Origin of the sequence: Methanorbis furvi (assembly GCF_032714615.1) — an archaeon.
Classification (GTDB): Archaea; Halobacteriota; Methanomicrobia; order Methanomicrobiales; family Methanocorpusculaceae; genus Methanocorpusculum; species Methanocorpusculum furvi.
The window spans coordinates 1-21966 of record NZ_JAWDKA010000008.1 but is presented as its reverse complement, the minus strand read 5'-3'; the positions used below and the strand labels follow the sequence as shown (position 1 = coordinate 21966).

23 protein-coding genes and 1 tRNA gene are annotated in these 21966 nt (G+C 52.0%); 15 read left to right on the top strand and 9 right to left on the bottom strand.

Translation table 11 applies throughout. The annotated features are described in order from the left end of the window. Nucleotides 1-21: 21 nt before the first annotated feature. The 4 genes from McpAg1_RS07425 (at nucleotide 22) to McpAg1_RS07410 (ending at nucleotide 6521) form a co-directional block, all read left to right on the top strand. Nucleotides 22-1482, top strand: a complete 1461-nt coding sequence (locus tag McpAg1_RS07425; RefSeq protein WP_338094675.1) for an alanine/glycine:cation symporter family protein — start codon at nucleotides 22-24, stop codon at nucleotides 1480-1482. A 151-nt stretch (nucleotides 1483-1633) separates the two neighbouring features. Beyond that, on the top strand, nucleotides 1634-2476 hold the full coding sequence (locus McpAg1_RS07420) for an MBL fold metallo-hydrolase (protein WP_338094674.1): 843 nt from the start codon (nucleotides 1634-1636) through the stop codon (nucleotides 2474-2476). Nucleotides 2477-2485: 9 nt separating this feature from the next. Continuing rightward, nucleotides 2486-4129 (top strand): ATP-dependent DNA ligase, encoded by a 1644-nt coding sequence (locus McpAg1_RS07415; protein ID WP_338094673.1) that lies wholly within the window; start codon nucleotides 2486-2488, stop codon nucleotides 4127-4129. Nucleotides 4130-4244: 115 nt separating this feature from the next. Further along, a complete protein-coding gene (locus McpAg1_RS07410; protein ID WP_338094672.1) occupies nucleotides 4245-6521 on the top strand; it encodes an efflux RND transporter permease subunit in 2277 nt (758 codons plus the stop codon). Nucleotides 6522-6854: 333 nt separating this feature from the next. Here the strand turns inward: McpAg1_RS07410 and McpAg1_RS07405 are convergent, their stop codons facing one another. Genes McpAg1_RS07405 through McpAg1_RS07395 form a run of 3 tightly spaced genes read right to left on the bottom strand, consistent with a single transcriptional unit; the run spans nucleotide 6855 to nucleotide 8480 of the window. Continuing rightward, nucleotides 6855-7376 carry an NAD(P)H-dependent oxidoreductase gene (locus McpAg1_RS07405; protein WP_338094671.1) on the bottom strand — a complete coding sequence of 174 codons (522 nt, stop codon included), beginning with the start codon at nucleotides 7374-7376 and terminating at the stop codon, nucleotides 6855-6857. Nucleotides 7377-7434: 58 nt separating this feature from the next. Then, the gene (locus McpAg1_RS07400; protein WP_338094670.1) at nucleotides 7435-7776 is read right to left on the bottom strand and encodes a hypothetical protein; all 342 of its coding nucleotides are present in this window, start codon (nucleotides 7774-7776) and stop codon (nucleotides 7435-7437) included. Continuing rightward, nucleotides 7773-8480, bottom strand: coding sequence for a Nif3-like dinuclear metal center hexameric protein (locus tag McpAg1_RS07395; RefSeq protein ID WP_338094669.1), 708 nt, complete (start codon nucleotides 8478-8480; stop codon nucleotides 7773-7775). Before McpAg1_RS07395 ends, McpAg1_RS07400 begins: the two co-directional genes overlap by 4 nt. Before the next feature lie 71 nt (nucleotides 8481-8551). Here McpAg1_RS07395 and McpAg1_RS07390 point away from each other — a divergent pair, with 71 nt between their 5' ends. Genes McpAg1_RS07390 through McpAg1_RS07380 form a run of 3 tightly spaced genes read left to right on the top strand, consistent with a single transcriptional unit; the run spans nucleotide 8552 to nucleotide 11147 of the window. Continuing rightward, on the top strand, nucleotides 8552-10060 hold the full coding sequence (locus McpAg1_RS07390; protein WP_338094668.1) for a homocysteine biosynthesis protein: 1509 nt from the start codon (nucleotides 8552-8554) through the stop codon (nucleotides 10058-10060). After that, entirely contained in the window at nucleotides 10057-10443 is a 387-nt protein-coding gene (locus tag McpAg1_RS07385) for a 4Fe-4S binding protein (protein ID WP_338094667.1), read from the top strand. The genes McpAg1_RS07390 and McpAg1_RS07385 overlap by 4 nt, the downstream gene beginning before the upstream one ends. Continuing rightward, complete coding sequence (locus McpAg1_RS07380; protein WP_420847107.1) at nucleotides 10440-11147, top strand: UPF0280 family protein; 708 nt, start codon at nucleotides 10440-10442, stop codon at nucleotides 11145-11147. The genes McpAg1_RS07385 and McpAg1_RS07380 overlap by 4 nt, the downstream gene beginning before the upstream one ends. A 2-nt stretch (nucleotides 11148-11149) precedes the next feature. On the opposite strand, the gene McpAg1_RS07375 is transcribed toward McpAg1_RS07380, so the two are convergent. Beyond that, nucleotides 11150-11560: a hypothetical protein gene (locus McpAg1_RS07375; RefSeq protein ID WP_338094665.1), complete on the bottom strand. Its 411-nt coding sequence runs from the start codon at nucleotides 11558-11560 to the stop codon at nucleotides 11150-11152. 419 nt (nucleotides 11561-11979) lie between these two features. Between McpAg1_RS07375 and McpAg1_RS07370 the strand changes: the two genes are divergently transcribed. From McpAg1_RS07370 to McpAg1_RS07340, 7 genes are all read left to right on the top strand, one after another. Beyond that, entirely contained in the window at nucleotides 11980-12249 is a 270-nt protein-coding gene (locus McpAg1_RS07370; protein WP_338094664.1) for a MarR family transcriptional regulator, read from the top strand. After that, a complete protein-coding gene (locus tag McpAg1_RS07365) occupies nucleotides 12249-12803 on the top strand; it encodes a tRNA (cytidine(56)-2'-O)-methyltransferase (protein WP_338094663.1) in 555 nt (184 codons plus the stop codon). The genes McpAg1_RS07370 and McpAg1_RS07365 overlap by 1 nt, the downstream gene beginning before the upstream one ends. Beyond that, complete coding sequence (locus tag McpAg1_RS07360) at nucleotides 12800-13876, top strand: ATP-grasp domain-containing protein (protein WP_338094662.1); 1077 nt, start codon at nucleotides 12800-12802, stop codon at nucleotides 13874-13876. Before McpAg1_RS07365 ends, McpAg1_RS07360 begins: the two co-directional genes overlap by 4 nt. Continuing rightward, entirely contained in the window at nucleotides 13873-14394 is a 522-nt protein-coding gene (locus tag McpAg1_RS07355) for a transcription factor (RefSeq protein ID WP_338094661.1), read from the top strand. The genes McpAg1_RS07360 and McpAg1_RS07355 overlap by 4 nt, the downstream gene beginning before the upstream one ends. Beyond that, nucleotides 14387-14869 carry an HDIG domain-containing metalloprotein gene (locus tag McpAg1_RS07350; protein WP_338094660.1) on the top strand — a complete coding sequence of 161 codons (483 nt, stop codon included), beginning with the start codon at nucleotides 14387-14389 and terminating at the stop codon, nucleotides 14867-14869. Before McpAg1_RS07355 ends, McpAg1_RS07350 begins: the two co-directional genes overlap by 8 nt. A 401-nt stretch (nucleotides 14870-15270) precedes the next feature. Beyond that, nucleotides 15271-15345: transfer RNA gene (locus McpAg1_RS07345), tRNA-Arg, on the top strand. A gap of 21 nt (nucleotides 15346-15366) precedes the next feature. Continuing rightward, nucleotides 15367-16506, top strand: a complete 1140-nt coding sequence (locus McpAg1_RS07340; protein WP_338094659.1) for a tRNA (guanine(10)-N(2))-dimethyltransferase — start codon at nucleotides 15367-15369, stop codon at nucleotides 16504-16506. A 103-nt stretch (nucleotides 16507-16609) separates the two neighbouring features. Here McpAg1_RS07340 and McpAg1_RS07335 read toward each other — a convergent pair whose 3' ends face one another. Next, the gene (locus McpAg1_RS07335; protein WP_338094658.1) at nucleotides 16610-16891 is read right to left on the bottom strand and encodes a Dabb family protein; all 282 of its coding nucleotides are present in this window, start codon (nucleotides 16889-16891) and stop codon (nucleotides 16610-16612) included. Nucleotides 16892-16962: 71 nt separating this feature from the next. On the opposite strand from McpAg1_RS07335, the gene McpAg1_RS07330 reads away from it, so the two are divergent. Further along, nucleotides 16963-17703 carry a hypothetical protein gene (locus McpAg1_RS07330; protein ID WP_338094657.1) on the top strand — a complete coding sequence of 247 codons (741 nt, stop codon included), beginning with the start codon at nucleotides 16963-16965 and terminating at the stop codon, nucleotides 17701-17703. A gap of 59 nt (nucleotides 17704-17762) precedes the next feature. On the opposite strand, the gene cfbB is transcribed toward McpAg1_RS07330, so the two are convergent. Genes cfbB through cfbA form a run of 4 tightly spaced genes read right to left on the bottom strand, consistent with a single transcriptional unit; the run spans nucleotide 17763 to nucleotide 21783 of the window. Next, nucleotides 17763-19124: a Ni-sirohydrochlorin a,c-diamide synthase gene (cfbB, locus tag McpAg1_RS07325; RefSeq protein WP_338094656.1), complete on the bottom strand. Its 1362-nt coding sequence runs from the start codon at nucleotides 19122-19124 to the stop codon at nucleotides 17763-17765. Then, complete coding sequence (cfbD, locus tag McpAg1_RS07320) at nucleotides 19121-20185, bottom strand: Ni-sirohydrochlorin a,c-diamide reductive cyclase catalytic subunit (RefSeq protein ID WP_338094654.1); 1065 nt, start codon at nucleotides 20183-20185, stop codon at nucleotides 19121-19123. Before cfbD ends, cfbB begins: the two co-directional genes overlap by 4 nt. 5 nt (nucleotides 20186-20190) lie before the next feature. Next, entirely contained in the window at nucleotides 20191-21369 is a 1179-nt protein-coding gene (gene cfbE, locus McpAg1_RS07315) for a coenzyme F430 synthase (RefSeq protein WP_338094652.1), read from the bottom strand. 6 nt (nucleotides 21370-21375) lie between these two features. Beyond that, nucleotides 21376-21783, bottom strand: a complete 408-nt coding sequence (gene cfbA / locus McpAg1_RS07310; protein ID WP_338094651.1) for a sirohydrochlorin nickelochelatase — start codon at nucleotides 21781-21783, stop codon at nucleotides 21376-21378. Between the last annotated feature and the right edge of the window lie 183 nt (nucleotides 21784-21966).

Below are 21966 nucleotides of genomic sequence, written 5' to 3'. Positions count from 1 at the left end.
CAATAAGAAAACATTTAAGGCATGAGTTTTTTGGAGGCGCTCAATGACGCCGTTACTTCGGTTAACGGTGTCATAAATACCTACGCTTGGTATCTTGCGTTTGTATTTTTGATCGGTATCGGTCTATACTTCACCATCAAATCCAATGGTGTTCAGCTGAACCGTCTTGGTGAGGCGTGTAGACTCGCCTTTACCGGTATTCGAGAAAAAAGAAGTAAACAGACCATCTCTTCCTTCCAGGCATTCTGTGTCAGTATGGGTGCCCGTATTGGTGTCGGTAACATCGCTGGTGTGGCGGTTGCTATCGTATCCGGAGGTCCGGGAGCAGTGTTCTGGATGTGGGTCTTCGCCTTTATCGGTGCTGCGACCAGTTTCGTCGAGTGTACGATTGGTCAGATCTATAAAGAGAAGAAAGAGGACGGACTCTTCCACGGAGGTCCGGCATACTATATCAGAAACGGTCTGGGCAAGCCGAAGTTCGCTGCCTTTATCGCGATTTTAATTATCTTCACGTACGGTCTGATGTTTATTGGTGTCCAGGCCAACACGGCAACCATTGCATTTTCCAATGCATTCGGCACTGACCAGCTCGTCTTTGCAGTTATCATGACCGTGCTTGCCGCAGTCATCATCTTTGGCGGTATCAAGCGTGTTGCCAGAGCATCTGTGTGGATGGTGCCGGCAATGGCAATGCTGTGGATGATCCTCTGTGCAGTGATTGTTCTCGTGAACTTTACTCAGGTATCCCTTGTTATCGAGACCATCTTCTCCTACGCCTTTGGTGTACAGGCATTCGTGGGCGGAGGAATTGGTGCTGCTATCATGTGGGGTCTGAAGCGTGGTGTCTTCTCCAACGAGGCTGGTATCGGTTCGATTCCAAACGTTTCCTCCTCGGCACATGTGAAGCACCCGGTCAAGCAGGGTCTTATCCAGTCAGTTGGTGTGTTAATTGACACGCTGGTTGTCTGTTCCGCAACTGCATTTGTAGTTCTTATCTACACCAACGTTGCCTACCCTGACTATGCAAACATCCCGTCAAGCGGCGCAGTTCTCGTGCAGGAAGCAATGAGTTCAACGTTCCTTGGTGCGGCAGGTCCATATGTGATTGCAATCTTTATGCTGGTCTTCGCATTCAGCAGTCTGATCAGCTACTACTCGATGAGTGAGGCAAACGCGAAGTTCATTACCCAGCGTAAGGAGGCAATCGTCATCCTGCGTGTGGCAATCGTCGCCATGGTGTTTGTTGCATCCATGATGTCGATGGGTCTTGCATGGGATATGGCAGACACGTTCCAGGCACTGATGGGTATCTTCAACATGGGAGTGCTGCTGATTCTCAGTAAGCATGCCTTTGAGGCACTCAAAGACTACTTCGATCAGAAGGCAAACGGTGTTGAAGAGCCAATTTTCACGCCGGAGAGTATTTCCAACAGCAAGGGTGTGACCTGCTGGCCGGATACCGGCGAAGAGGATATGATCTAAACTCTGATCCCTTCCAAATCTTTTTTTTTATTCGTGATTTTGTGATGATGTTTGGAGCTCTGCTCACTGCTTCGTAGCTACGCCCACGGAAAAACGGAACGCATGCCTTCAGCCTGCAGATTCTTCTTTGAGAAGCACCAATGAGTATACAATGGAGTGCGTGCTGCTCGCAAGCGGAAGCAAAGGGAACAGCATCTACATCGGCAACGATACGGATGCGATTGTGGTTGATGCCGGCGTCGGGTATCTGAAGCGTACGCTCGAAGACCTTCGTCTGGATACGACCCGCGTTCGTGCGCTCTGCCTCACGCACGAACACTCCGATCATGTCCGCTCGGCAAAAGCATTTGTGAAAGCGATGCATATTCCGATCTATGCAACCGGAGGAACCCTTGATGCATCAGTTCGCGGAGGTTTTGTTCCGCAGTCTGCCGAACTTGTTCAGTGCCGTGATAAAATTGCGTCTACGCTTGGAAGTCTGAGCATCACCGCGTTTCGAACCTATCATGACGCAGCAGAGCCTTCGGGTTTTGTCGTCGACGACGGCGAGTCCCGCATCGGCGTCTGCCTTGACACGCATGAGGTGACGCCTGCAATGCTTGACATTCTTCGCGAATGCGATGCGGTGGTGCTGGAAAGCAACTATTGCTCCCCGGCCATGCAGACCGACCGGTTCCCTGAATGCGGAGAATGTCGGAGATGCGGCGCAAACTGCTGCGGCAACCGGCAGGTTCTGAGGTTATACCCGCGGTATCTCAAAGACCGCATCCGCGACGACGGCCATCTCTCCAACGAGGACTCCTCCGCGGTTGTGGCAGATCTCGCAAACGAGGTCGGGGTGATCGCCCTCGCCCATCTGTCAGAGAACTACAACCGTCCAAACCTTGCCCGCGAGTCTGCTGAGGATGCCGCAGGCGAATCAGGTGCACAGATTTTTGTCAGCGATCAACTCACCGGATACCGGGAGCAGCGGCTTGTCCGGTTCAGAATTTAGGTAGATATCATGCTGTTTCGTGAATTCGCAGAGCTCTGTGATACCATAGAAAAAACCTCCTCGCGTCTTGCCATGGCTGATCTTTTAGCCGAGGTGTTTCCAACCCTATCAGCAGACGACCTCCCGATTTTTGTCAGATTTTCCCGCGGGAAAATTTTCCCAGACTGGTCGGCCGAAAAACTCGGTTTTGGTCCCGGACTTTTGTATGAAGCGCTTGCTTACGTTATCGGCAAAAAACGGGAAACGGTAGTTTCAGCCATCAACAGTTCCGGCGATACCGGCAGAGTTGTCGAAGGACTTCTGGAGAAGCGGGAACAGACGATGTTCTTCTCCGAAGAGCTTGAACTGCTTGACGTGCACTCGCGGTTTGTGCAGATGGCAAACACCTCCGGCAGAAAATCCCAGCAGGAACGGATGCGTTCCGCCCAGTATCTGTTTTCCAACGCGTCCCCTCTTGAAGGCAGGTATCTTGCCAGGCTGATGCTGGAAGAGATGCGTATCGGTGTCGGTGAAGGTGTTGTCAGGGAAGCGGTTGCAAAAGGGTTCGCGGTTCCTGAGGAAACTGTTGAACATGCTCATCAGGCGCTGAACGATCTCGGCGAGGTGGCACTTTTAGCAAAGACCAATCCGTCAGCACTTGCTGAAGTCCACATCACTCCCTTCCGGCCGGTCAAGATGATGCTTGCCCAGGCTGGTTCAATTGTTGGCATGGTTGAGACGCACGGATCTGTTGCTGCGGAAAACAAGTACGACGGCAGCAGATTCCAGTTTCACAAAGTGGGGGACAGAACCGCGATCTACTCCCGCCGTCTTGAGGAGATGACAAAATCCCTCCCTGACGTTGTGGCACTTCTGGCAGCCGCAACAAATCACGATGTCATCATCGACGGCGAAGTTATTGCGATGCAGGATGGAAAACCGATGCCGTTCCAAACCGTCCTTCGGAGAATCCGAAGAAAGCATGATGTTGCCGAGGCTGCAGGGGCCATCAGTATGCAGCCCCGGGTGTTTGACATTCTTGTCTGCGACGGAGAGACACTGATAGATAAACCGCTGTCAGAACGGCGGCGTATTCTCGAATCCGTGATGAAGGAGTTTGTTGCCCCTCAGATGGTGAGCAACTCACCCGAAGATATTGAGCGGTATTATCATGCCGCTCTCGACGACGGCAATGAAGGAATCATGCTGAAGGTTATTGACTCTCCTTATCTCCCCGGCAACCGCGGAAAACTCTGGATTAAGATCAAGCCCGAAGTCGACACGATCGATCTCGTAGTTACCGGAGCTGAGTGGGGTGAAGGGAAGCGTGCGAAGATGTTCGGATCGTTTCTCCTTGCCTGTCAGGATGAGAACGGGGATCTGCTGGAGCTGAGCCGGGTTGCAACCGGTATTGATGACGCGATGCTTGCCGAACTCTACGAACTCTTTAAGGACAAAATAATTGCCGAACACGGCAAAACGGTTGTGTTTGAACCTGACGTTGTCTTTGAGGTGGGCTATGCCGAACTACAGAGAAGTACAAATTATGCAGCAGGATACGCACTGCGTTTCCCCAGATTTGTTCGTCTGAGGGATGATAAAGATCCAAGCGAGATCGAAACTGCCGGGTCACTTGCCAGAAGGTACTCGATGCAGAATAAAGCTGGTCAGTAAACTCTCTTTTTTTCTTCTTTTTTTCTGAAACATTTGCTCTGTCGCCTCTTATCAGAAGGCAAGTTTATGTAGACTCAATGAAGAATTATTAGTAGCATTTTGGCGAGGCACTTGTGTGATATCTCCACTTGAAAAGATTAATGACTATATTGTGAACCGGCCATTTCTGGTTGGCTGTTTCCTGATTGTTCTCATTTTACTTGCGGTATTTGGGGCAAGTACTCTATCCATGAGTACTGAGACGCAGGACTCAGACAAACTCAAGCATGGTTCCTACATTGCGGAAAGTTACAAGAATAACTTCCAATCAGCCTCCATCATGCTGATGGTGCAGGCCGATTCGGTTACGGATGTCAACGTTGTCGATAAGGTTTACACGTTGGAACAGCAGTATCTCTCGGTGCAGGGGGTTGCGTCGGCACAGAGTGTCTATGATATTCTGGCTTTGTATAATGGCGGAACCATTCCGCAGAATCAGGCAACTATTGACGCAGTCGTTGCCAAGATTCCTGCAGACATTACCACATCCATTATGCCGAACGGGCAGCTTGCGATTGTTTTGATCAAGCTGGATACGGGAACGTCCTCTGCAAAACAGCAGAGCATTCTCAATAACCTTCGGAGTATGACAGAAGCAGCAGACGTTCCTCCGGGAGTCACGCTGACGTTTACCGGTAATGCTGCGATGCAGCAGGATATGGGCGGTGACCTTGGCGGAAACATGATCATGCTGCTGGTTGCGGCAATTGTTCTGATGACCCTTGCCTGCCGGTTGCTCTTTAACCATGTCCGCTATCCGCTGCTCTCGATTGTGAGTGTGTTTACCGGTCTGATTCTGACATTCGGCATGATGGGTATTGTCGGTCTGCCGTTCTCAATGACAACGATTGGTGCACTGCCGATTCTCTTAGGTATTGGTGTGGACTATGCAATTCAGGTCCATTCGCGTCTGGATGATGAAGCAAGGCGGCATCCTTTGCCTGAGGCAATTAAGATCGCAATCACTAAGACGGGATCAGCAGTATTCTATGCAATGATTGCCAGTGCCTGTGGTTTCCTTGCAATGATGGTTTCCACGCTGCCCGATATCCGCCAGTTTGGTATTACGGCAATTCTTGGTATTGCATGCTGTTATGTTGCAGCGCTGCTCATTATCCCTCTGGCTGCAATTATCACGAACTACACGCCAAAGCCGCACAAGGTTCTGCCGAACGGTGAGATCAAAAAGCCGTTCTCCGAGACCTACAACCAGATTCTGCACAAACTCACCATGCGGGTGACAAAGTATGCGATTCCGATTATGCTGATTCTCTGTATTATCGGATTCACCGGCCTGTATCTTGATGAGGAGGTTCCGGTCAGTACAGATATGAAGTCGTATGTGCCCGGAGACATGCCTGCAATTGTGAACATTAACACAGTTACCCGTGCGATGGGTGATACGGGAGGTTTCCCGGTATATGTACAAGGAGGGGAGCTGACGAGTCCTGATGTGATAGAGTGGATGTATAAGTGGGGCTATCATGAACTGGCGTTGTACAACACGCAGTTTACGAGTGTGTCCAGTATTGCAACCGTGATCGTTGGGAAGAACGGCGGTGTTATCCCAACCACGCAGGTGGAGATCGATAATATTCTGAACACTATGTCAGAGTCAGAGAAGTCGTCCTATCTGGTGGGCAACTCGCAGGCGATCATCAACTTTGGTATGAAGTCGCTGTCAGAAGCTCAGCAGCGTTCTCTCGTAACAGAAGTGACGACTGACTTCCAGTTCTTTGCTCCACCACCGGGTGTTGAGGCTGTGGTGACCGGCAGTCCTTACTCGTTTGTTGAAATAATGAACGATATCCGTGAGGGTAAGACAAAGATGACGCTGCTTGCGTTTGTGATCATCTTTGCATTCCTGGCAGTTCTGTACCGCAGTGCAGGTATGGCAATCTGTCCGCTGATTCCAATCGTGATGATTATCGGCTGGAACGGTGCGGCGATGTACATCTTTGGTATCGATTATACGATTCTCACGGCAACGATGGGGGCGATGACGATTGGTGTGGCTGCCGAGTACTGTATTATGATGGTCGAGCGTATTTACGAGGAGATGGAGCATCATGATACGATTACTGCGGTGGAGAATGGTACCGGTAAAATTGGTACGGCAATTACGGTTTCCGGTTGTGCAACGATGTGCGGTTTCTCGGCACTGTTGTTCTCCAACTTCCCGATCATCAGCGGATTTGGTATGGTGACGGTGATTGCAATGGCGTTCACGCTGTTTGGTGCGGTCATCGCAGTTCCGGCAACGGTTGCAATTGTTCTGAAGAACCGCAACCGCGGCAAGCTGGATGAGGACGGAGATTCTACGCGCAATGCGATGAACTGTCCGGTCCTCTAAATTATTTTTTTACGGCGGCGGCTTTGCCCATAAATTTGTTTATTGGTAAACACTGTTCGGTATTGTTTGTCGCTCCGCCCACGGAAAATCGGAACGCATGCCTGCAGCCTGCTTACCGCTTCGCGGGAACACACAGAATATGCACGGAAAAAACATCACGGAGCAGACGCGAACACCACGGAAATATCACACAATAAATGTCACAAAGTGGACAAAAAATCATGAAAATAAATTATTTTCTCATTCCGTGTTGTTCACGTCTGCTCCGTGATGTTTTTTTTTCAGTGAAGCTCCGTGTTTTCCGTTTTTCCGTGGGCGGAGCAGAAAAAAAAGTTACACTGATTTTTCTTCAGCCATGCGGGCAACAATTTTTGCCACATATCTGCCGAAGGTTACCCCGTGCTCAATATCCGTTTCGTTCAGCTGACCATCAGCCGCAAGACCGTAATGCCCGCCCGAGTGTTCCTCGTTGCCTTCCGAGTTTGCAATAGGATCTCCAACAACAATCATTCCGTGAATCAGCATCGCCTGAACGATTGATAAAATCGCCGTCTCTTTTCCTCCGGTCCGGTCTCCCGCCGTCGTGAACGCAGCTCCAACCTTGCCGCAGAGTTTTCCCCGAACAAATGTCGTATCATCAATCAGCTCCTTGAACTCGGATGCAACTCCGCCGAAGTAGACCGGAGACCCGAGGATGATACCATCATAACGGACAAAATCACTCGCACTCACACGGTTGAACGCAAGAACATCAACCGTGATGCCAGGAACCTCGGCAGCCCCGCGGCCGATCGCCTCGGCAAGGAGTTTCGTCTTACCGGTGCGGCTGTAGCAGGTAACAAGTATCGAAGCCATTCTCTATTCTATTCTATATGTATCACGGCAACTGGTTTAAAGTTCGGCATTGAGTATTTCATTCCCGCTCGTATTCAGGTTCATCCTCATCAACCCCGTCCTTGTAGTACCACAGATCATACGTCTCATACATCCCAAGCTCTTTGGCAATCTTCACCGCAAGCGTGTGCCAGCACTCTTTTCCATACAGCCGTGCATTGCAGCTGCAAAAATTTCCCTCAACATAATACTCGCCCGAGTTTCCGACCACCACAAAGTAATCCTTGTACTTCTTCACGCGGTTGTCACTGACTGCATCAACAGCATCGCTGCCGCGTTTGCCGTACGCATGGATGAAGGCCTGACGGACGATGTCGGTCAGACCATTCTCGGATCGTAAAACCTGCCAGGGATGAATCATACAATAATCGAAGTCTCGGGAATATCCTCAATAAATATCCAGTCGTTCCGCTTTGCAAGAGCACGCATGCCGGGAGCTTCAAGAGCATAATGCGTTGCCTCAATGCAGGGAATTGGTGACTCGCGGGCAATGTTATACTTGAGTTCCGACGCAAGATATGCCTGTGCCCCGAGATTTGCTGCCTCCTCAATCAGTTCCCAGTCAAATGCAGATCCTCCGGCAACTGCAAGTCGTGTGACGTCGTCTAAATCCCCCCAGACGCGGAGACTGCATCCGAGCGTTGATGCGATCTCTTCAAATGACATCGTCATCGTTCCGACAATCTCAAGTGATCCCTTCACGCGGTCGATAAGTCCGAGCTCATCGGCCAGACAGTCGTTAATTCCTCCGTCCGCATGATCGTAGTTGGTGTGCATCGCATACAGATTGATATTTTCCCGCATCAATGGCTTTGCCACATCTGCATCTCTGCCGACAATCCCGTGCATTGGTGCCCAGAATGGAGGATGATGCACAACAAGAGCGTCAACGCCAAGTTCTGCCGCCATCTCCGTAACATGGGGTGTTGCGTCCAGCGCACAGGCAACCGTTCTCACATCGTATGTCCCTTCAACGATCAGACCGATTTTTCCGTTGTCGAACTCCTCAGCAAGATGCGGCGGTGCAATTTCCTCGAGTTTTTTGATGAATTCACTGAGGTACATTGATTATAGTATTGTCTTCCAATGATTAATAACTGATTTTATATACCAGAAGCAGAGAGATATAGGTCTATATGTACAAATCCATCGATGATATCAACGAACGTATCCGCGATGGAAGCGTGCGGGTTGTAACGGCCGAAGAGATGCCGGACATCGTCGATGAACTCGGAGTGTCTGGAGCCCTCCGGGAAGTGGACGTAGTCACAACCGGCACCTTCGGAGCAATGTGCTCATCAGGAGCGTTCCTCAACTTCGGCCACTCAGAAATACCAATCCGCATGGAAAAGATGTGGCTCAACGGCGTTGAAGCATATGCAGGCATTGCAGCGGTAGACTGCTATATCGGTGCAACACAGGAATCAATCACCAAAGGCATCGAGTACGGCGGTGCCCACGTCATTGAAGATCTCATTGCCGGAAAAGCAGTTGAGCTGCGGGCACGCGGCAAAGGAACAGACTGTTACCCCCGCCAGTCAATCACCAACGAGTTCACGCTCGCCGATCTCAATCAGGCGATCATGCTCAATCCGCGCAACTCCTATCAGTGCTACAACGCGGCAACCAACATGACCAACCGCCCGATCAAAACCTACATGGGATACCTTCTGCCGGGTCACCGCAACATCACCTACTCAGGTGCCGGAGCTCTCTCGCCTCTTCCCAATGATCCGACATTTTCGGTGATCGGTTCAGGAACCCCGATTTTCCTCGGCGGCGCGAACGGAACTGTCGTCGGCGAAGGAACCCAGCACTCGCCGGGCGCAGGGTTTGGAACCCTCATGACGACAGGCGACATCAAGGAGATGTCGCTTGAGTACATCCGTGCAGCAACCATGACCGGTTACGGCGTTACCATGTATGTCGGCGTCGGTGTTCCGATTCCTCTCTTAAACGAGGATATCGTCAAACACACCGCTGTCAGAGACGAGGATCTTGTGACCAGCATTGTGGACTATGGCACCCAGTTCCGCGACCGTCCGGTTGTGAAGAAGGTCACATACCAGGAACTGAAGAGCGGATCGGTTGAGATCGACGGCGAAGAGATCAAAACCTCACCGCTCTCCAGCTACAAAAAAGCCCGCGAAGTTGCCAATGAACTGAAGGCAAGAATTGAAAACGGCTCATTCCTCATGGCCAGCGCAACCCGCCCGATAAATGCTGTAAAAAAGAACAGACCCATGTCAGAACACGGCGTTGTCCGTCGTGTGAGTGAGATGATGGTCGCAACCTTTGTAACCATCACCGGCGAGAAGAGTGTCAAGGAAGCGGCGACTCTTCTTCTCAAAGCAAACACGAATCATCTGCCGGTCATTGATGCGGAAAACCGGCTGACAGGAATTGTCACCACATTTGACATCTCCAAAGCCTTCGCCCGCGATGAAGAGGACCGGTCGGTTTCCAATATTATGACCCGCAATGTGATCACCGCAGTGCCGGACGAGCCGGTCGACCTTGCGGCACGCAGGCTTCTGCAGCACAATATCGGTGCACTTGTCGTCGTTGATCCTGCCAAAAAAGTTCTCGGTATGCTGAACTCACAGGATCTTGGTGATCTTGTCGGAGAGAGGTGGCATCAATGAAGCTCATGGTTACTTTTGATCGCGAAGGAGTGCAGGATGCAAACATCGCGAACGCGATTCTGAAATCAGGTGTTCCGGTCAATGTCGAGCGCGCCCAGATTGACGGCGATGACGGCTGGACTCTGCTTGACGTTGCGGACGATAAGGCTGAGATGTTCATCGCAGCCCTTCGTCATCCGGGAGTGGAGGTCAGGATCCAGAAGGATGCGGTCTCCCACAACATAACCGAGTGTGTCGACTGCGGTCTGTGCATCAGCATCTGTCAAAAGCAGGTGTTCTCCTTCGATGATTCATGGCAGCTTCAGGTCAACTCGGAACGCTGTGTGCTCTGCGGCCGCTGCGCAACCTACTGTCCGCAGCGTGCGCTGAGTCTGCAGAAATGATCCGCGAACACTTCGAGTACCGCCAGACCATCACCACCATTCTCGCTGATGACCGGCATCATATTGATGCGGCAAAGGCGGGAATGATCGCCGCACGGAAGGAACTTGAGTCCTATCTCTGTGCGGACCCGTTTTTTGGAACCTCCTACTCACCTGTTCCTGCCGAAGCCGGAGCGCCGCTTATCGTACAGAGGATGGCGGACGCATGCAGGGAAGCAGATGTCGGCCCGATGGCTGCGGTTGCCGCATCGATTGCATGGGCCGGAGTTGAGGCTATGGTTGAAGCAGGTGCCGTGTTTGGTCTCATCGACAACGGCGGCGACATCGTTTTTGTCGCTGACCGTCTGGTTCGCGTGGGAATCTATGCAGGAAATGCACCGGTGTCGGGAAAGTATGCGTTTGTTGTGCCGCAAGCAAGCGGTATTCGCGGCATATGCACATCGTCTGCGACGGTCGGCCCTTCGGTCTCGTTTGGTATTGCTGATGCGGTGGTGGTGTTTTCAAGCAATCCTGCCAAAGCAGATGCATGGGCAACCTCACTGTGCAATACGATACTGCCAACAGCGGACGGTCTTACAGTTCCGTCCGCGGCGGATATTGATGCGGTGTATGCTGTTGTCGGTGATTGGACTGCTGCGTGGGGCGACCTGCCGGAGATTGTTCCGGCAGCGGTCAGGTATGATCTGATCACCAAAGGTGAGTGAAATTATGCCGAACAGTTTTTGCGTGCGTATGCTGCCGCGCGATCATATGACTCCTCACCGGCAAATGCTGCGACAAACTTTTCCCCGTTCCAGACTCCGATAAAAAACAGATTTTTCGTTTTGTCAAATCCCATCACCAGCTCCGCGAGCTCAACCGTTCCCACGCTAACACCGCGCAGAAGCTGGGATGCGGGTTGAAGCAGCAGGAGATCATAGATCTCTTCGTCAGGAATTTCATTGAATGCATACATGTAGACCTGTGCTGCATTCGTCAGATCAGAGGTGCAGAGTCTGATTGCAATCGCAGGATCCAGCTCATGCATCAGCCGTGCAAGCTCTGCATCATCATCGCCGCATCGGTCGTAAAGATCGTCAGCCAGCGCGTTCAGTTCCGCATCAGTCACCACAGTCATGTTGTCAGGATATTAGGTTTCTTTCATAGTTCAATAGATCTATTCAGGGCTTTGTGATTTTATGTATAGACCGCCCACGGAACGCATGCCTTCCACACGCCGTCCCGTCGTGTTTAACTCCTCCTTTCAGGAGTCGTTTCGGCCTGCTTACCGCTTCGCGGGAAAAACGGACCACACGGAAATACGCACGGAGAAAAAAACATCACGGAGCAGACGTGAACATCACAGAAATGAATTGTTTTCGAGTTCCGTGCTGTTCACGTCTGCTCCGTGATGTTTTTCGGTGATATTTCCGTGTGTTCCGTTTTTCCGTGGGAGGCAGGAATTAATAGACAACACCCGGGCGACTCATAAATTAAAAAACACAACGCCATCAATCATGCAGATTTAATCTCTTCCTACATCCAAACTGTTACCAGATGAAGGATGAAGAGATTGACTGGGCACTCTATCACCTCCTGCCGGAAAGCAGGCCGGTGACGATCTCTGCTCTCGTTGAACAGTGCGGGCTGTCGCGCGAAGTGGTGGAAGCATCCCTTGAACGGATGGAAAACAACTGCCTCATTGCGGTGATGGGCGAGTCCGTCAATCTCTTAAGTCTCTCGGACATGCTGATGATGAATCAGATGATGCATGACTCCAGCATGCCGGTTTATATCGAAAACGGAGTTATCAAGGCGAAGAAATAATGCTCAAACCAGAATCCTATATCTTACGAATCGGCCACCGGCCCGAACGCGATCAGCGGGTGACCACCCATGTCGGACTGTGTTCCCGCGCTCTTGGAGCAAGCGGCATGTACCTTGCCGCAGACGACAAAAAAGTTGCCGACAGCATTGCTGATGTTGCCCACCGGTTTGGCGGAACCTACTTCTGCGAAAACAATGTCAAATGGAAAAGCTGCATCAACAACTTCAAGAAAAACGGCGGAAAAGTTGTTCACCTTACCATGTACGGCCTGCGGCTTCAGGATGTGATCGCTGACATCCGCAAAGAGGAAAAAGTTTTGATCGTGGTCGGCGCAGAAAAAGTTCCAGGCGACATGTATGAGCTTGCGGACTACAATGTTGCGGTTGCCAACCAGCCGCACTCTGAGATCTCAGCACTCGCACTCTGTCTGGATCATCTCTACGAGGGAAAAGAGCTTGACCTTGCATTCCCTGACGCCGAGCTTGAGGTTCTGCCGACAAAAATCGGCAAGACGACCATCAAACACGATGAACATTCTGGTGACGACGCGTGAGTCCATCGGTTCTGGTTGCCGGATACACCACCCGCCACGTCGCTGCATCCGCAGCGCGTGCCGGATATGATGTGTATGCGGTGGATCATTTCTGTGATCAGGATCTGTTGTGGTGCACCAAAGACGTTCTCGCCTTTGACGAGCTGAGCGAACTGCCGTTCGCAATTGAAGAGATGCTCGCCCGTCATGAGGTTGATATGGTGGTGACGACCTCAGGCGCTGAACTTCTCAAGGTTCCCAAACGCTGCGGAACAGATCCAAAAGTCGCCGCACGATTCATGGACAAAGAAAAGACACAGGAGTTTTTTGAATCGATCGGTGTTCCGGTCCCAAGAAAACTCGGGGACGGCGAGTATCCGGCGATGATGAAGACGCTGTCGGGTGCCGGAGGATGGCGGAATGCCATTGTCAGAAACGACTCTGAACGTGCGGCATGGGAAGAGTTCGTGGAGCATGAACCATTCCTGATGCAGGAGGTTATCGAAGGACAGCCTGCAAGTGTCTCCTGCCTTGGCACCGGAACCGCGGCGAAAGCAGTTGCTGCAAACGAACAGATTCTTCGCGGCGGCGATTCCTGCGCGTACGCGTTTTCCGGATCGGTTACGCCGTGCACGCATCCGCTTGCCGGGCGGATGAAAGAGATCGCTGAAATTATTGTTGCGGCAAGCGGCTGCGTGGGTTCGGTTGGTGTTGATTTTGTGCTGACCGACTCAGAAGCATACGCAATTGAGATCAATCCAAGATTTCAGGGAACGGTCGAGACGGTGGAGGCGGCGACCGGTCTTAATCTGTTTGCGATGCATGCAGATGCCTGTCGCGGCGTTCTGCCGTCCGAGGTTCCTGCGGCCCGGCAGTTTTGTGTGCGGCGAATCATCGCAGCTCCTGAGGATCTTGTGATCCGCACCGACATGCGCGACCTTGCAAAAACCATCACCGACATTCCCTATCCTGGCCAGTCGTTTGAGGAGGGAGAGGTAATGTTTTCGGTGATCGGCTGCGGCCCTACCAGGGCAGAAGCCTTTGCCGCTCTGGATAAACATATTACCGACGCCGTCCTACATATAAAGACATGACGGCAATCACCGAGGAAGAACTTCAGAATCCGGCAATATATCAGTATCTTCACAAACTTGTGGGTGATGAGGGTATTGAACTTCTCCGCCGCTGCCCGAACGAGGAGTTAAGCGATGAGGATATCGCAGCCAAGACGGAGATCAACCTGAACTCTGTCCGCCATACGCTGTATAATCTGTATGAGCACCGGCTTGCCGAGTACCGCCGCATCAAGAACAGTGAAACCGGATGGCTGACGTATCTGTGGGTGATGCGGATGGACAATCTGAATACGGTTCTGAAGTCCGAGATGGAGACGGCGATGGGAAAACTTTCCTCCCGCCTGCGATATGATGAGGCGAATGATTTCTATCAGTGCAAAAACTGCGGAATCATGACGACCTTCAATAATGCTGTGAATACGAACTTTGCCTGTCCTGAGTGCGGAGAGATGCTGGTTCACTTTGATGACGAGTTGCTGATTACTGCACTGAGACGCCGCGTCGAAAAGATGCAAGAGGCGCTCGAAGATGCGTGAGAGTTACGAAAATATTCTTTTTTCCGCAGGTTGCGATGCGGGTGTTGTCAAACATTGCAGGGTTGTTGCCGAGACTGCGATGCAGTTTTCAGGAGATTCGGTGGATGATTCTCTGGTGTGTGCAGGATCAATGCTGCATGACATCGGCAGATCAAAGACGCATGATATTTCCCATGCACAGGAGGGAGCAGAGATCTGCCGAAGGCTTGGAGAATCTGATGCGCTCAGAAAAATTGTTCTCAAACACACGGGTGCCGGCCTCACTGCTGATGAGTGTACGATTCTCGGACTTGAGCCGATCGATTGCATGCCGCAGACGCTTGAAGAGAAGATTGTGGCGCATGCGGATAATCTGGTGAAGAGTTCGAAGGTAATTACGATTGAGGAGCGGATGATGCGAATTGCGGATCTGTCAACGAGGTCGAAACGGCGGATCTGGCGGCTCGCGATGGAGGTCGAGTTACTTTCTGAGTAAGGGTTTTTTTCGCTGCTCCGCCCACGGAAAAACGGAAAGTACGGAAATCTCACAGAAAACATCACGGAGCAGACGTGAACAACACGGAAATATTCCTAATACTTCGTATCAAGTTCTCCGACAAAAATTGAATTGGGATTTGATTTCCATACCAAATGATTTTTTTCAAATTCCGTGATGTTCACGTCTGCTCCGTGATGTTTTTTCCGTGCATATTCTGTGTGTTCCCGCGAAGCGGTAAGCAGGCTGCAGGCATGCGTTCCGATTTTCCGTGGGCGGAGCAACGAACAATGCCGGAAGCATGTGTTCCGCTTTTCCGTGGGCGGTTCACGAGCAAAGACTGCCACCCAACCCTGCGAAAGGAATATACCCCATCCTGCTGAAAAAATATACACTTCTTTGGACATGTAGCCAAGCCAGGATATGGCATCAGCCTCCTAAGCTGAAGATCTAGGGTTCGAATCCCTACATGTCCGTGTTTTTTGGAGTTTGCAAATATGGAATACCGAATGGTTACGGAAGGCTCAACAACATTTGCCGCGCCGGTGCAGGACGAAAACACCCAGTTTCCTCCGGGAACAGCCCCGGTGTTTTACAATACGAAGATGGAGTTCAACCGCGATATGACGGTGCTCCTTCTTTCACATCTGAAGCCTGCCGAGTATCTTGACTCGATGGCCGCGACCGGCGTCCGCGGTCTTCGCGTGGCCCACGAAACTGGAACTCCGGTCATCATCAATGACCGCGACTCAGCAGCGGTTGCGATGATTGAGGAGAATGCAAAAGTTGTCGGCGGAGACATTCGCGTGACCTGCGATGATGCGAACCGGATGATGTGCGGCAAGTACTTTGATGCAATTGATCTTGATCCGTTTGGCACTCCGGCACCCTTTCTTGATGCGGCTTCGCGTGCCGCGCGACATTTTCTGTTTGTGACGGCCACTGATACGGCCCCTCTTTGCGGAGCGCATCTGAAGGCAGGGATTCGGCGATACTTTGCAACGCCGAAAAACACCGAGTATCATGCTGAGGTCGGGCTTCGGATGATGATGGGCGCAATGGCAAAGGAGCTGGTCAAGTACGATCGCGGTATGGAACCGATCTTAAGTTTTGCAAGAAATCATTACTTCCGCTCCCACGTCCGCGTCCTCAACCGGGTGACGGATGCGGATAGAACGATGGCTGAGATAGGGTTTGTGATGCAGTGTCCGAAGTGTCTCTATCGCGCTGAGCAGAAGGGGTCACTGCTGCCAAAATCTCATGCATGTCCGTACTGCGATGCAGAGACCGAACCGATAGGTCCGCTGTGGATGGGGCCTTTGCAGGACAAAGAGGTGATCGCATCCCTGATTGAGACGCTGCCCTCGATGCAGTTCGGTACCGCAAAGCAGATGGATAAAGTTCTCCGCCAGCTTCTTGCGGAGCCTGACACCTGCACCTTCTATGATTACCATGTGATCTCGCGAAACATCCGCGTCTCGCCGCCTCCAATAGATGAGATGATTGCCGGGCTGAATGAGCTTGGCTACTCTACGGTGAGGACGCATTTTTCGGTTACCGGCATTAAGACCTCAGCTCCTCTGCATGTGATCGAGGAGTGGATTAGGGCATGGAATGAGGAACTCGGACTGCCGTAATTTTTTCAACGTGATGTCGTTCGTGTTTTAAAAAAAATCTTACCGCATAACTCCCATTTTGAAAAAATATAAAAAATAGTTGGTATAATAGAGAGAGCTTCATCTATTTTTCATAACATACTGATGCTGATGTTTCCACTACGCCTGCGATGTACTTGGATACTTCGACATGAAATGGGTGAATCAGGTATGCGTTCATGTCTTCGATTGAGGAGAAGTGCGTGACTAAGAGAATGTCATATGCAGACGGGCCTGGGCGGATGTTTTTTTCGACCTGGACGTCACGCAGAACGTCGATGTTTCCTTTCATGCTGAGAAGTGTTGATTTTGCCTGGTCGATGTTTTTCTGGTCTTTGAGTTTGATGAGCAGGGTGTTGGTTATCATTTTTGAACCTCTATATTTTTCGTGTTAGAAGCGGTATTTCTAACAGTCGACTACTCATAAGTAGGTTATCTATGCTTATCAAAGACTACTATAATCACGATTATGCCAAAATGCTGGCAGATAGAATTTCCGAGAGGTACGAGGCTCTGGATAGGGACGGGTTTGTTGCTGATGTTACGGCGGCGGTGGAGGGGAAGGAGTACACCCAGCGGATGTATGCTATTGTGGAGGTGTTTGACCGCTACCTGCCTGAGTATCCGGAAACCATCAAATTGTTTGGAGAGATGTTAGGGCCGAAGCTGTCCTCAATTGGAGATATGTATTCTGAGGGGATGTGGCTTGCTCCGATTGGGAAGTATGTGGAGGCTCACTGCGTTGAGTATCCGGAACATTTTACTGCGTCGGTTATGTTTGTTAAGGAGCTTACGAAAAGGCATACCGGGGAGTTTGCGATGCGACCGCTGATTGTGGCGTATCCGAAAAAGAGTATGACGGTTTTGAGACGGTGGAGTCTGGAAAAGAATGTGTTTGTGAGGCGGTTATCGAGCGAGTGTATGCGGGTGAGTCTGCCGTGGGCGAAGAAGATGACGGCGGCGGTGGAGCAGTTTGATCTCTATGTGGAGATTTTGAGCAATTTGCGTTATGATGAGGATACGTATGTTCAGCGGACGGTTGCGAATAATCTGAATGATCTGTATAAGTATGATTCTGAGAAGGCGCAGTTTATTGTGGATGCCTGGATGAGGAATAATCCAACAAAGGCGACGTTGTGGATTATTCATCATGGGAGTCGGAGCTTGCGAAAGAAATAGTTCGGGAGTTTACTCCCGATCTTCATCGGCAGTTGTCCGATGAGTACGATCAAGCCATATCACACAAGATCAAAGAAACTCCCAAGCATTTCACGCGAGGAAACCGGCATCAGATGCGCATATGACCCAAGCGTTTTATGCACAATCGCACCGTCGCGGCCGTCGGCAATGCCTACACCCCGGTCGAGCCGGTACGCATACTTCACGCAGTCATCCATAGAAATTCCGCTGTAATGGAACTCATGGCCCCGGATAGGAAAACTCCTGCCCGCAATATTCGCCGTCCCGACCACATACCCAAGCGCTTTTTTGACGGGCATCCTTGTGTCGCCCGCAAACACCCCGCACATCTCAGCAGCAAGCTCGCCCTCCCGTCCCTGCCAGCCGCGCTCAAGTGTTAGCGACCGCGTCAGATACATCAACCCTCCGCACTCAGCATAGATCGGCACATCATTTGCCGCGGTCTCCAACACAGCCTCACGCATCGAATCATTCGCCTCAAGCTCTTTTGAAAACAGCTCAGGATACCCGCCGCCGAAAATATACCCGTCAGCGTCCGGCAACCGGTCATGCATCGGACTAAAATACACAACATCCGCACCAAGACTGCGTAAAACCGCCGCGAGCTCCCCGTAATAGAAATTAAACGCCTCATCATACGCAACCGCAATCCGCGTCCCAGACGCCGGCTCCGAAGAAAGCATCCGGCTGACATCATTCTCCGGGAAGGAACACTCCTTTGCAACCGCACGAACCGCGTCCATATCCACATACTCCCCGATAACATTGGTAATAAAATCGATCCGCTCGAAAAACTCAGAGTTATCAGACCCTTCGCGAAACGGAACAAGGCCCAGATGCCGCATCGCAAGCTCCATCTCTGGCCTGCGCGGCACCGCGCCCAGAACAGGAATGCCGCAGTAATGCTCAATCGCCTGCTTCGCCTTACTGATATGGCGGTCGCCCATCACATTATTCAAAATCACTCCTGAAATCCGCACATCAGGATCAAACGCCGCAAACCCCTTCACGAGAGCCGCCGCGCTCCGCGTAATGCTTCGCGCATTCACCACCAGAACAACCGGCAGATCAAACAGCTTCGCAACCGACGCCGTGCTCCCGACATCAGTAAACGCATCGACGCCCTCATACAGACCCCGGACCCCTTCAACAATCCCGTACTCTGCCCCTTTCGCACCGTAGGCAAAAAGCCCTGCTGTTTCCTCAGGAGTCTGCACAAAGGTATCAAGATTATAGCACGGCCGGCCGGTGACCCCTGCAAGATAGGACGTATCGATGTAATCCATCGCAACCTTATAGGTCTGGACCGAAGACTCCTTTGCAAGCAGTCCTGCGACTGCGAGCGTCACGCTCGTTTTTCCTGCGCCCGACCGGTCACCTGAGATCAGCAGCGACTTCATACCAGACTCCGCAGCACCGCCCCGAACTCGCTCTCCACAATCTCATGCACGCCAAGCGTCTTCGGATGCAGATCGATCTCGACCACCACATGCGCATGCCCCTGATCCTTCAGCGGCCCAACCTGACGCGGGCCGTTTGTCACCGAAAACACCGTGGTCTCAGAGAGAGACTCAGGAGTGAGTGCATGCGGAACGCCGACAAGCAGAACAAAGTCAGGCTTCACCTCAGCAATCCGTGCGGCGATCGCAGAACCGTTTGCCCCGTACTCATCAAGCGCTCCGATCAGTTCAGGGTCAACCCCGCGGGCACGCATCTGTGCAAGAATCGCGGATGCATCGCCCCGCACTTTTGGCAGACCGCGTTCCTCAAGGTTTGCGATATAGAGAATGTCTGCATCAGGAACCGCGTCATGCAGTGCGAGCAGCTCGTCGGCAAACATATACGCGGTCTCCTTTTTGGCATTCATAATCGCCATGCCGCGTTTGCCGGACTTGGCAAGCGTGATGAGCTCTTTTGCCGCAACATGCTTCAAGTCGCCCCGCGATGGTGCGATGTATGTTTTGCAGGCAGCACCGCGGGCACGTTCTGTTGCGTTTGCCGCAGCAAGAACGCTCCTTTGCCGGTCAAGCTCCTCGGCAGTTATCCAGCCTGCCGCAGCTGCCGGCTCAAGTGCTGCAATCACGCCGTCGATGTTTTCGCGAAATCCTGCATGAATATCCACCGCAATTGCGGGCGTTGCAATGCCGGACGCCTCGATTGCCGCCTCCATATCCTCGCCGATGATCATGGATACACAGGTGCCGACAACTGCGATCTTCTTTGGCGCAAACTCTTCTTCGGCATACCGAAGCACGTCCTCAAGCAGTCTCTGGCCGCCGAAGATGAACTCCTCGTCTCCGAGGGATGTTGTCAGAACGCGGATACCGTCCTCTTCCAACAGGCGTGCATGCTTGAAGGAGCAGCCGGACGGACCGTGCAGGATAGCAAGGTCAACATCCAGGTCCCGCAGCGTGTAGAGTGCTGCGACGATCGAACTCGGGCGGGGCTGAACATATCTCATTTCTTTTATCTCCATGTTTTTGCGGCAAGGAGGACACAGCCTCCGGTTTGTTCGGCGAACTCAAGCGCTGCGGATTTTGCGGTGTCAAGCGTTGTGAAAACTGCATCAGCAGTTGCAGCAGCAGCGGCGGAGCCGCTGCCGGACTCAGCAATCAGCAGTGTGCGTGCGGGAGCTACTCCTGCAATGGCGCGATTAATCTCAGATGCCGGAAACCCTTCGCAGACCGCATGATGCTCCATGCCGATCACAAGAATCACCGGAAGGCCGGGGCGCATTTTGCGCAGGTATGCTGCGGCTTCAATGGTGTTGTCGGCATTGGTGCCGCTGTTGGCATTGTCAAGGACTACAACTCCCCTCTCTTCAAGAAGGCACATCCGGCCGGGAAGGGCGGTAAAGTCTGCGAGTTTTTCCACCGAAAGGCCGAGCAAAATTCCTGCTGCGGCGGCAGTAGAGAGTGCGGCGCGGTATCCGGCAAGGCTGAGAAGCGGGTTTACCAGCTCGCCGCCGTCCCACGAAAGCGTGTCAGCAGACACGCTGACGAGTTCCTGAGTGACATGCCACTCAGGCATCGCCGGAACACCTTCAGGCACAAGGACGGTTTTGCACCATTCAAGGCTTTTGCATTTTTCGGCGACTGCACTTTTCGTTCCTGCGGCGATTTTATAGTCATCCGCAGATGTCAGAATCCCAAGTGTTCCAAAGCCTGCAACGCCTGCGGACTCCTCAGCAATCAGCCACTCGGCACCACAATTCTTTGCAGCATCACAGGCATCAATCACCGAGGCAGGCGTGATGCTTTTTTTCCAGAGAAATTTTTTCTCAGGGTATGCAAACGTGCCGCTGCTTGTATGCAGAATACCGCGACCGTTCATCAACGAGGCGAGAGCGAACGCGGTTGTGGTCTTACCGCGTGCTCCGGTGATCTCAACGGAAACTGCGGGCGCAGTCACGAGATCCCGCACCATCTCATGATGCGTGAGGCATCTCGCTTTTGCAAGAAGATGATATGCAGGGTTCAGATGCACGGGGGCAGTTACCAGATCATAGGTTTTCTCAGCCGCAGCGTCAGCGGGAAATCCGGTTCCCCGGTACACATCCACCGCATCAACATCATCGCCGCGCAGCCGCAAAGCTCTGGCAATGTCGCATCCGCCGTGAATTGTGTCAAGGACCAGCACCCGCATAGATGTTTAGAGATGTGCTGCTACTGCGTTCTCGGCATTTTTCAGCATAAGTTCTGCAAGCAGCGGGTCAATGCCGATGGGTTCGGCATACACGACCGGAATTTCTTTGCCGCTCTCAAGTGTGAAGACACCACGGTTTGAGCCGCTCTCAAGACCAAGGAGCCCCGGGATGTCGCGGAGAACATGGATTCCTTTGGCAAGGAACAGGGGAACAACGACCAAGAGGTCAAGATCTTCTGCTCGCATCGCATCAAGGCCCTCCGGAACGGTCGGGACGCTGTTTTCCATGAAACAGGACTTTATCAGATATTTATCAGTTTTATCCGCCATCATCTGCGCGGTCGTGGTGATGAGTTCTTTATTGTACTGAAGTCTGCTTCCGTGGCCGACAAGCAGGAGACCATTTTTGCTCATGATAGTGTATTGGCGGCGAGAGGTTAAAAAAAGTGTGAAAAATGGATGTGGTTCGTAACACTCTGATGTTGGGGGCGTCTTTGTATGTGGTCTCGCTTGAAAAAAGAACCGCAAATCCACGCAAATCTCGCCCTTCGGGCTCCACAAATCGCATTTGCGAACCGTCGCTCTCATCCCGCCGGA

What these genes read in the sequence shown, in the direction of transcription:
- McpAg1_RS07350 (WP_338094660.1), top strand. Translation starts at nt 14,387, where the DNA reads ATGCGTGAGAGTTACGAAAATATTCTTTTTTCCGCAGGTTGCGATGCG.
- cfbA (WP_338094651.1), bottom strand. Translation starts at nt 21,783, where the DNA reads ATGAGCAAAAATGGTCTCCTGCTTGTCGGCCACGGAAGCAGACTTCAG.
- McpAg1_RS07330 (WP_338094657.1), top strand. Translation starts at nt 16,963, where the DNA reads ATGCTTATCAAAGACTACTATAATCACGATTATGCCAAAATGCTGGCA.
- McpAg1_RS07355 (WP_338094661.1), top strand. Translation starts at nt 13,873, where the DNA reads ATGACGGCAATCACCGAGGAAGAACTTCAGAATCCGGCAATATATCAG.
- McpAg1_RS07340 (WP_338094659.1), top strand. Translation starts at nt 15,367, where the DNA reads ATGGAATACCGAATGGTTACGGAAGGCTCAACAACATTTGCCGCGCCG.
- McpAg1_RS07365 (WP_338094663.1), top strand. Translation starts at nt 12,249, where the DNA reads ATGCTCAAACCAGAATCCTATATCTTACGAATCGGCCACCGGCCCGAA.
- McpAg1_RS07375 (WP_338094665.1), bottom strand. Translation starts at nt 11,560, where the DNA reads ATGACTGTGGTGACTGATGCGGAACTGAACGCGCTGGCTGACGATCTT.
- McpAg1_RS07385 (WP_338094667.1), top strand. Translation starts at nt 10,057, where the DNA reads ATGAAGCTCATGGTTACTTTTGATCGCGAAGGAGTGCAGGATGCAAAC.
- McpAg1_RS07405 (WP_338094671.1), bottom strand. Translation starts at nt 7,376, where the DNA reads ATGGCTTCGATACTTGTTACCTGCTACAGCCGCACCGGTAAGACGAAA.
- cfbE (WP_338094652.1), bottom strand. Translation starts at nt 21,369, where the DNA reads ATGCGGGTGCTGGTCCTTGACACAATTCACGGCGGATGCGACATTGCC.
- McpAg1_RS07415 (WP_338094673.1), top strand. Translation starts at nt 2,486, where the DNA reads ATGCTGTTTCGTGAATTCGCAGAGCTCTGTGATACCATAGAAAAAACC.
- McpAg1_RS07425 (WP_338094675.1), top strand. Translation starts at nt 22, where the DNA reads ATGAGTTTTTTGGAGGCGCTCAATGACGCCGTTACTTCGGTTAACGGT.
- McpAg1_RS07335 (WP_338094658.1), bottom strand. Translation starts at nt 16,891, where the DNA reads ATGATAACCAACACCCTGCTCATCAAACTCAAAGACCAGAAAAACATC.
- cfbD (WP_338094654.1), bottom strand. Translation starts at nt 20,185, where the DNA reads ATGAGATATGTTCAGCCCCGCCCGAGTTCGATCGTCGCAGCACTCTAC.
- McpAg1_RS07395 (WP_338094669.1), bottom strand. Translation starts at nt 8,480, where the DNA reads ATGTACCTCAGTGAATTCATCAAAAAACTCGAGGAAATTGCACCGCCG.
- McpAg1_RS07370 (WP_338094664.1), top strand. Translation starts at nt 11,980, where the DNA reads ATGAAGGATGAAGAGATTGACTGGGCACTCTATCACCTCCTGCCGGAA.
- McpAg1_RS07400 (WP_338094670.1), bottom strand. Translation starts at nt 7,776, where the DNA reads ATGATTCATCCCTGGCAGGTTTTACGATCCGAGAATGGTCTGACCGAC.
- McpAg1_RS07380 (WP_420847107.1), top strand. Translation starts at nt 10,440, where the DNA reads ATGATCCGCGAACACTTCGAGTACCGCCAGACCATCACCACCATTCTC.
- cfbB (WP_338094656.1), bottom strand. Translation starts at nt 19,124, where the DNA reads ATGAAGTCGCTGCTGATCTCAGGTGACCGGTCGGGCGCAGGAAAAACG.
- McpAg1_RS07390 (WP_338094668.1), top strand. Translation starts at nt 8,552, where the DNA reads ATGTACAAATCCATCGATGATATCAACGAACGTATCCGCGATGGAAGC.
- McpAg1_RS07420 (WP_338094674.1), top strand. Translation starts at nt 1,634, where the DNA reads ATGGAGTGCGTGCTGCTCGCAAGCGGAAGCAAAGGGAACAGCATCTAC.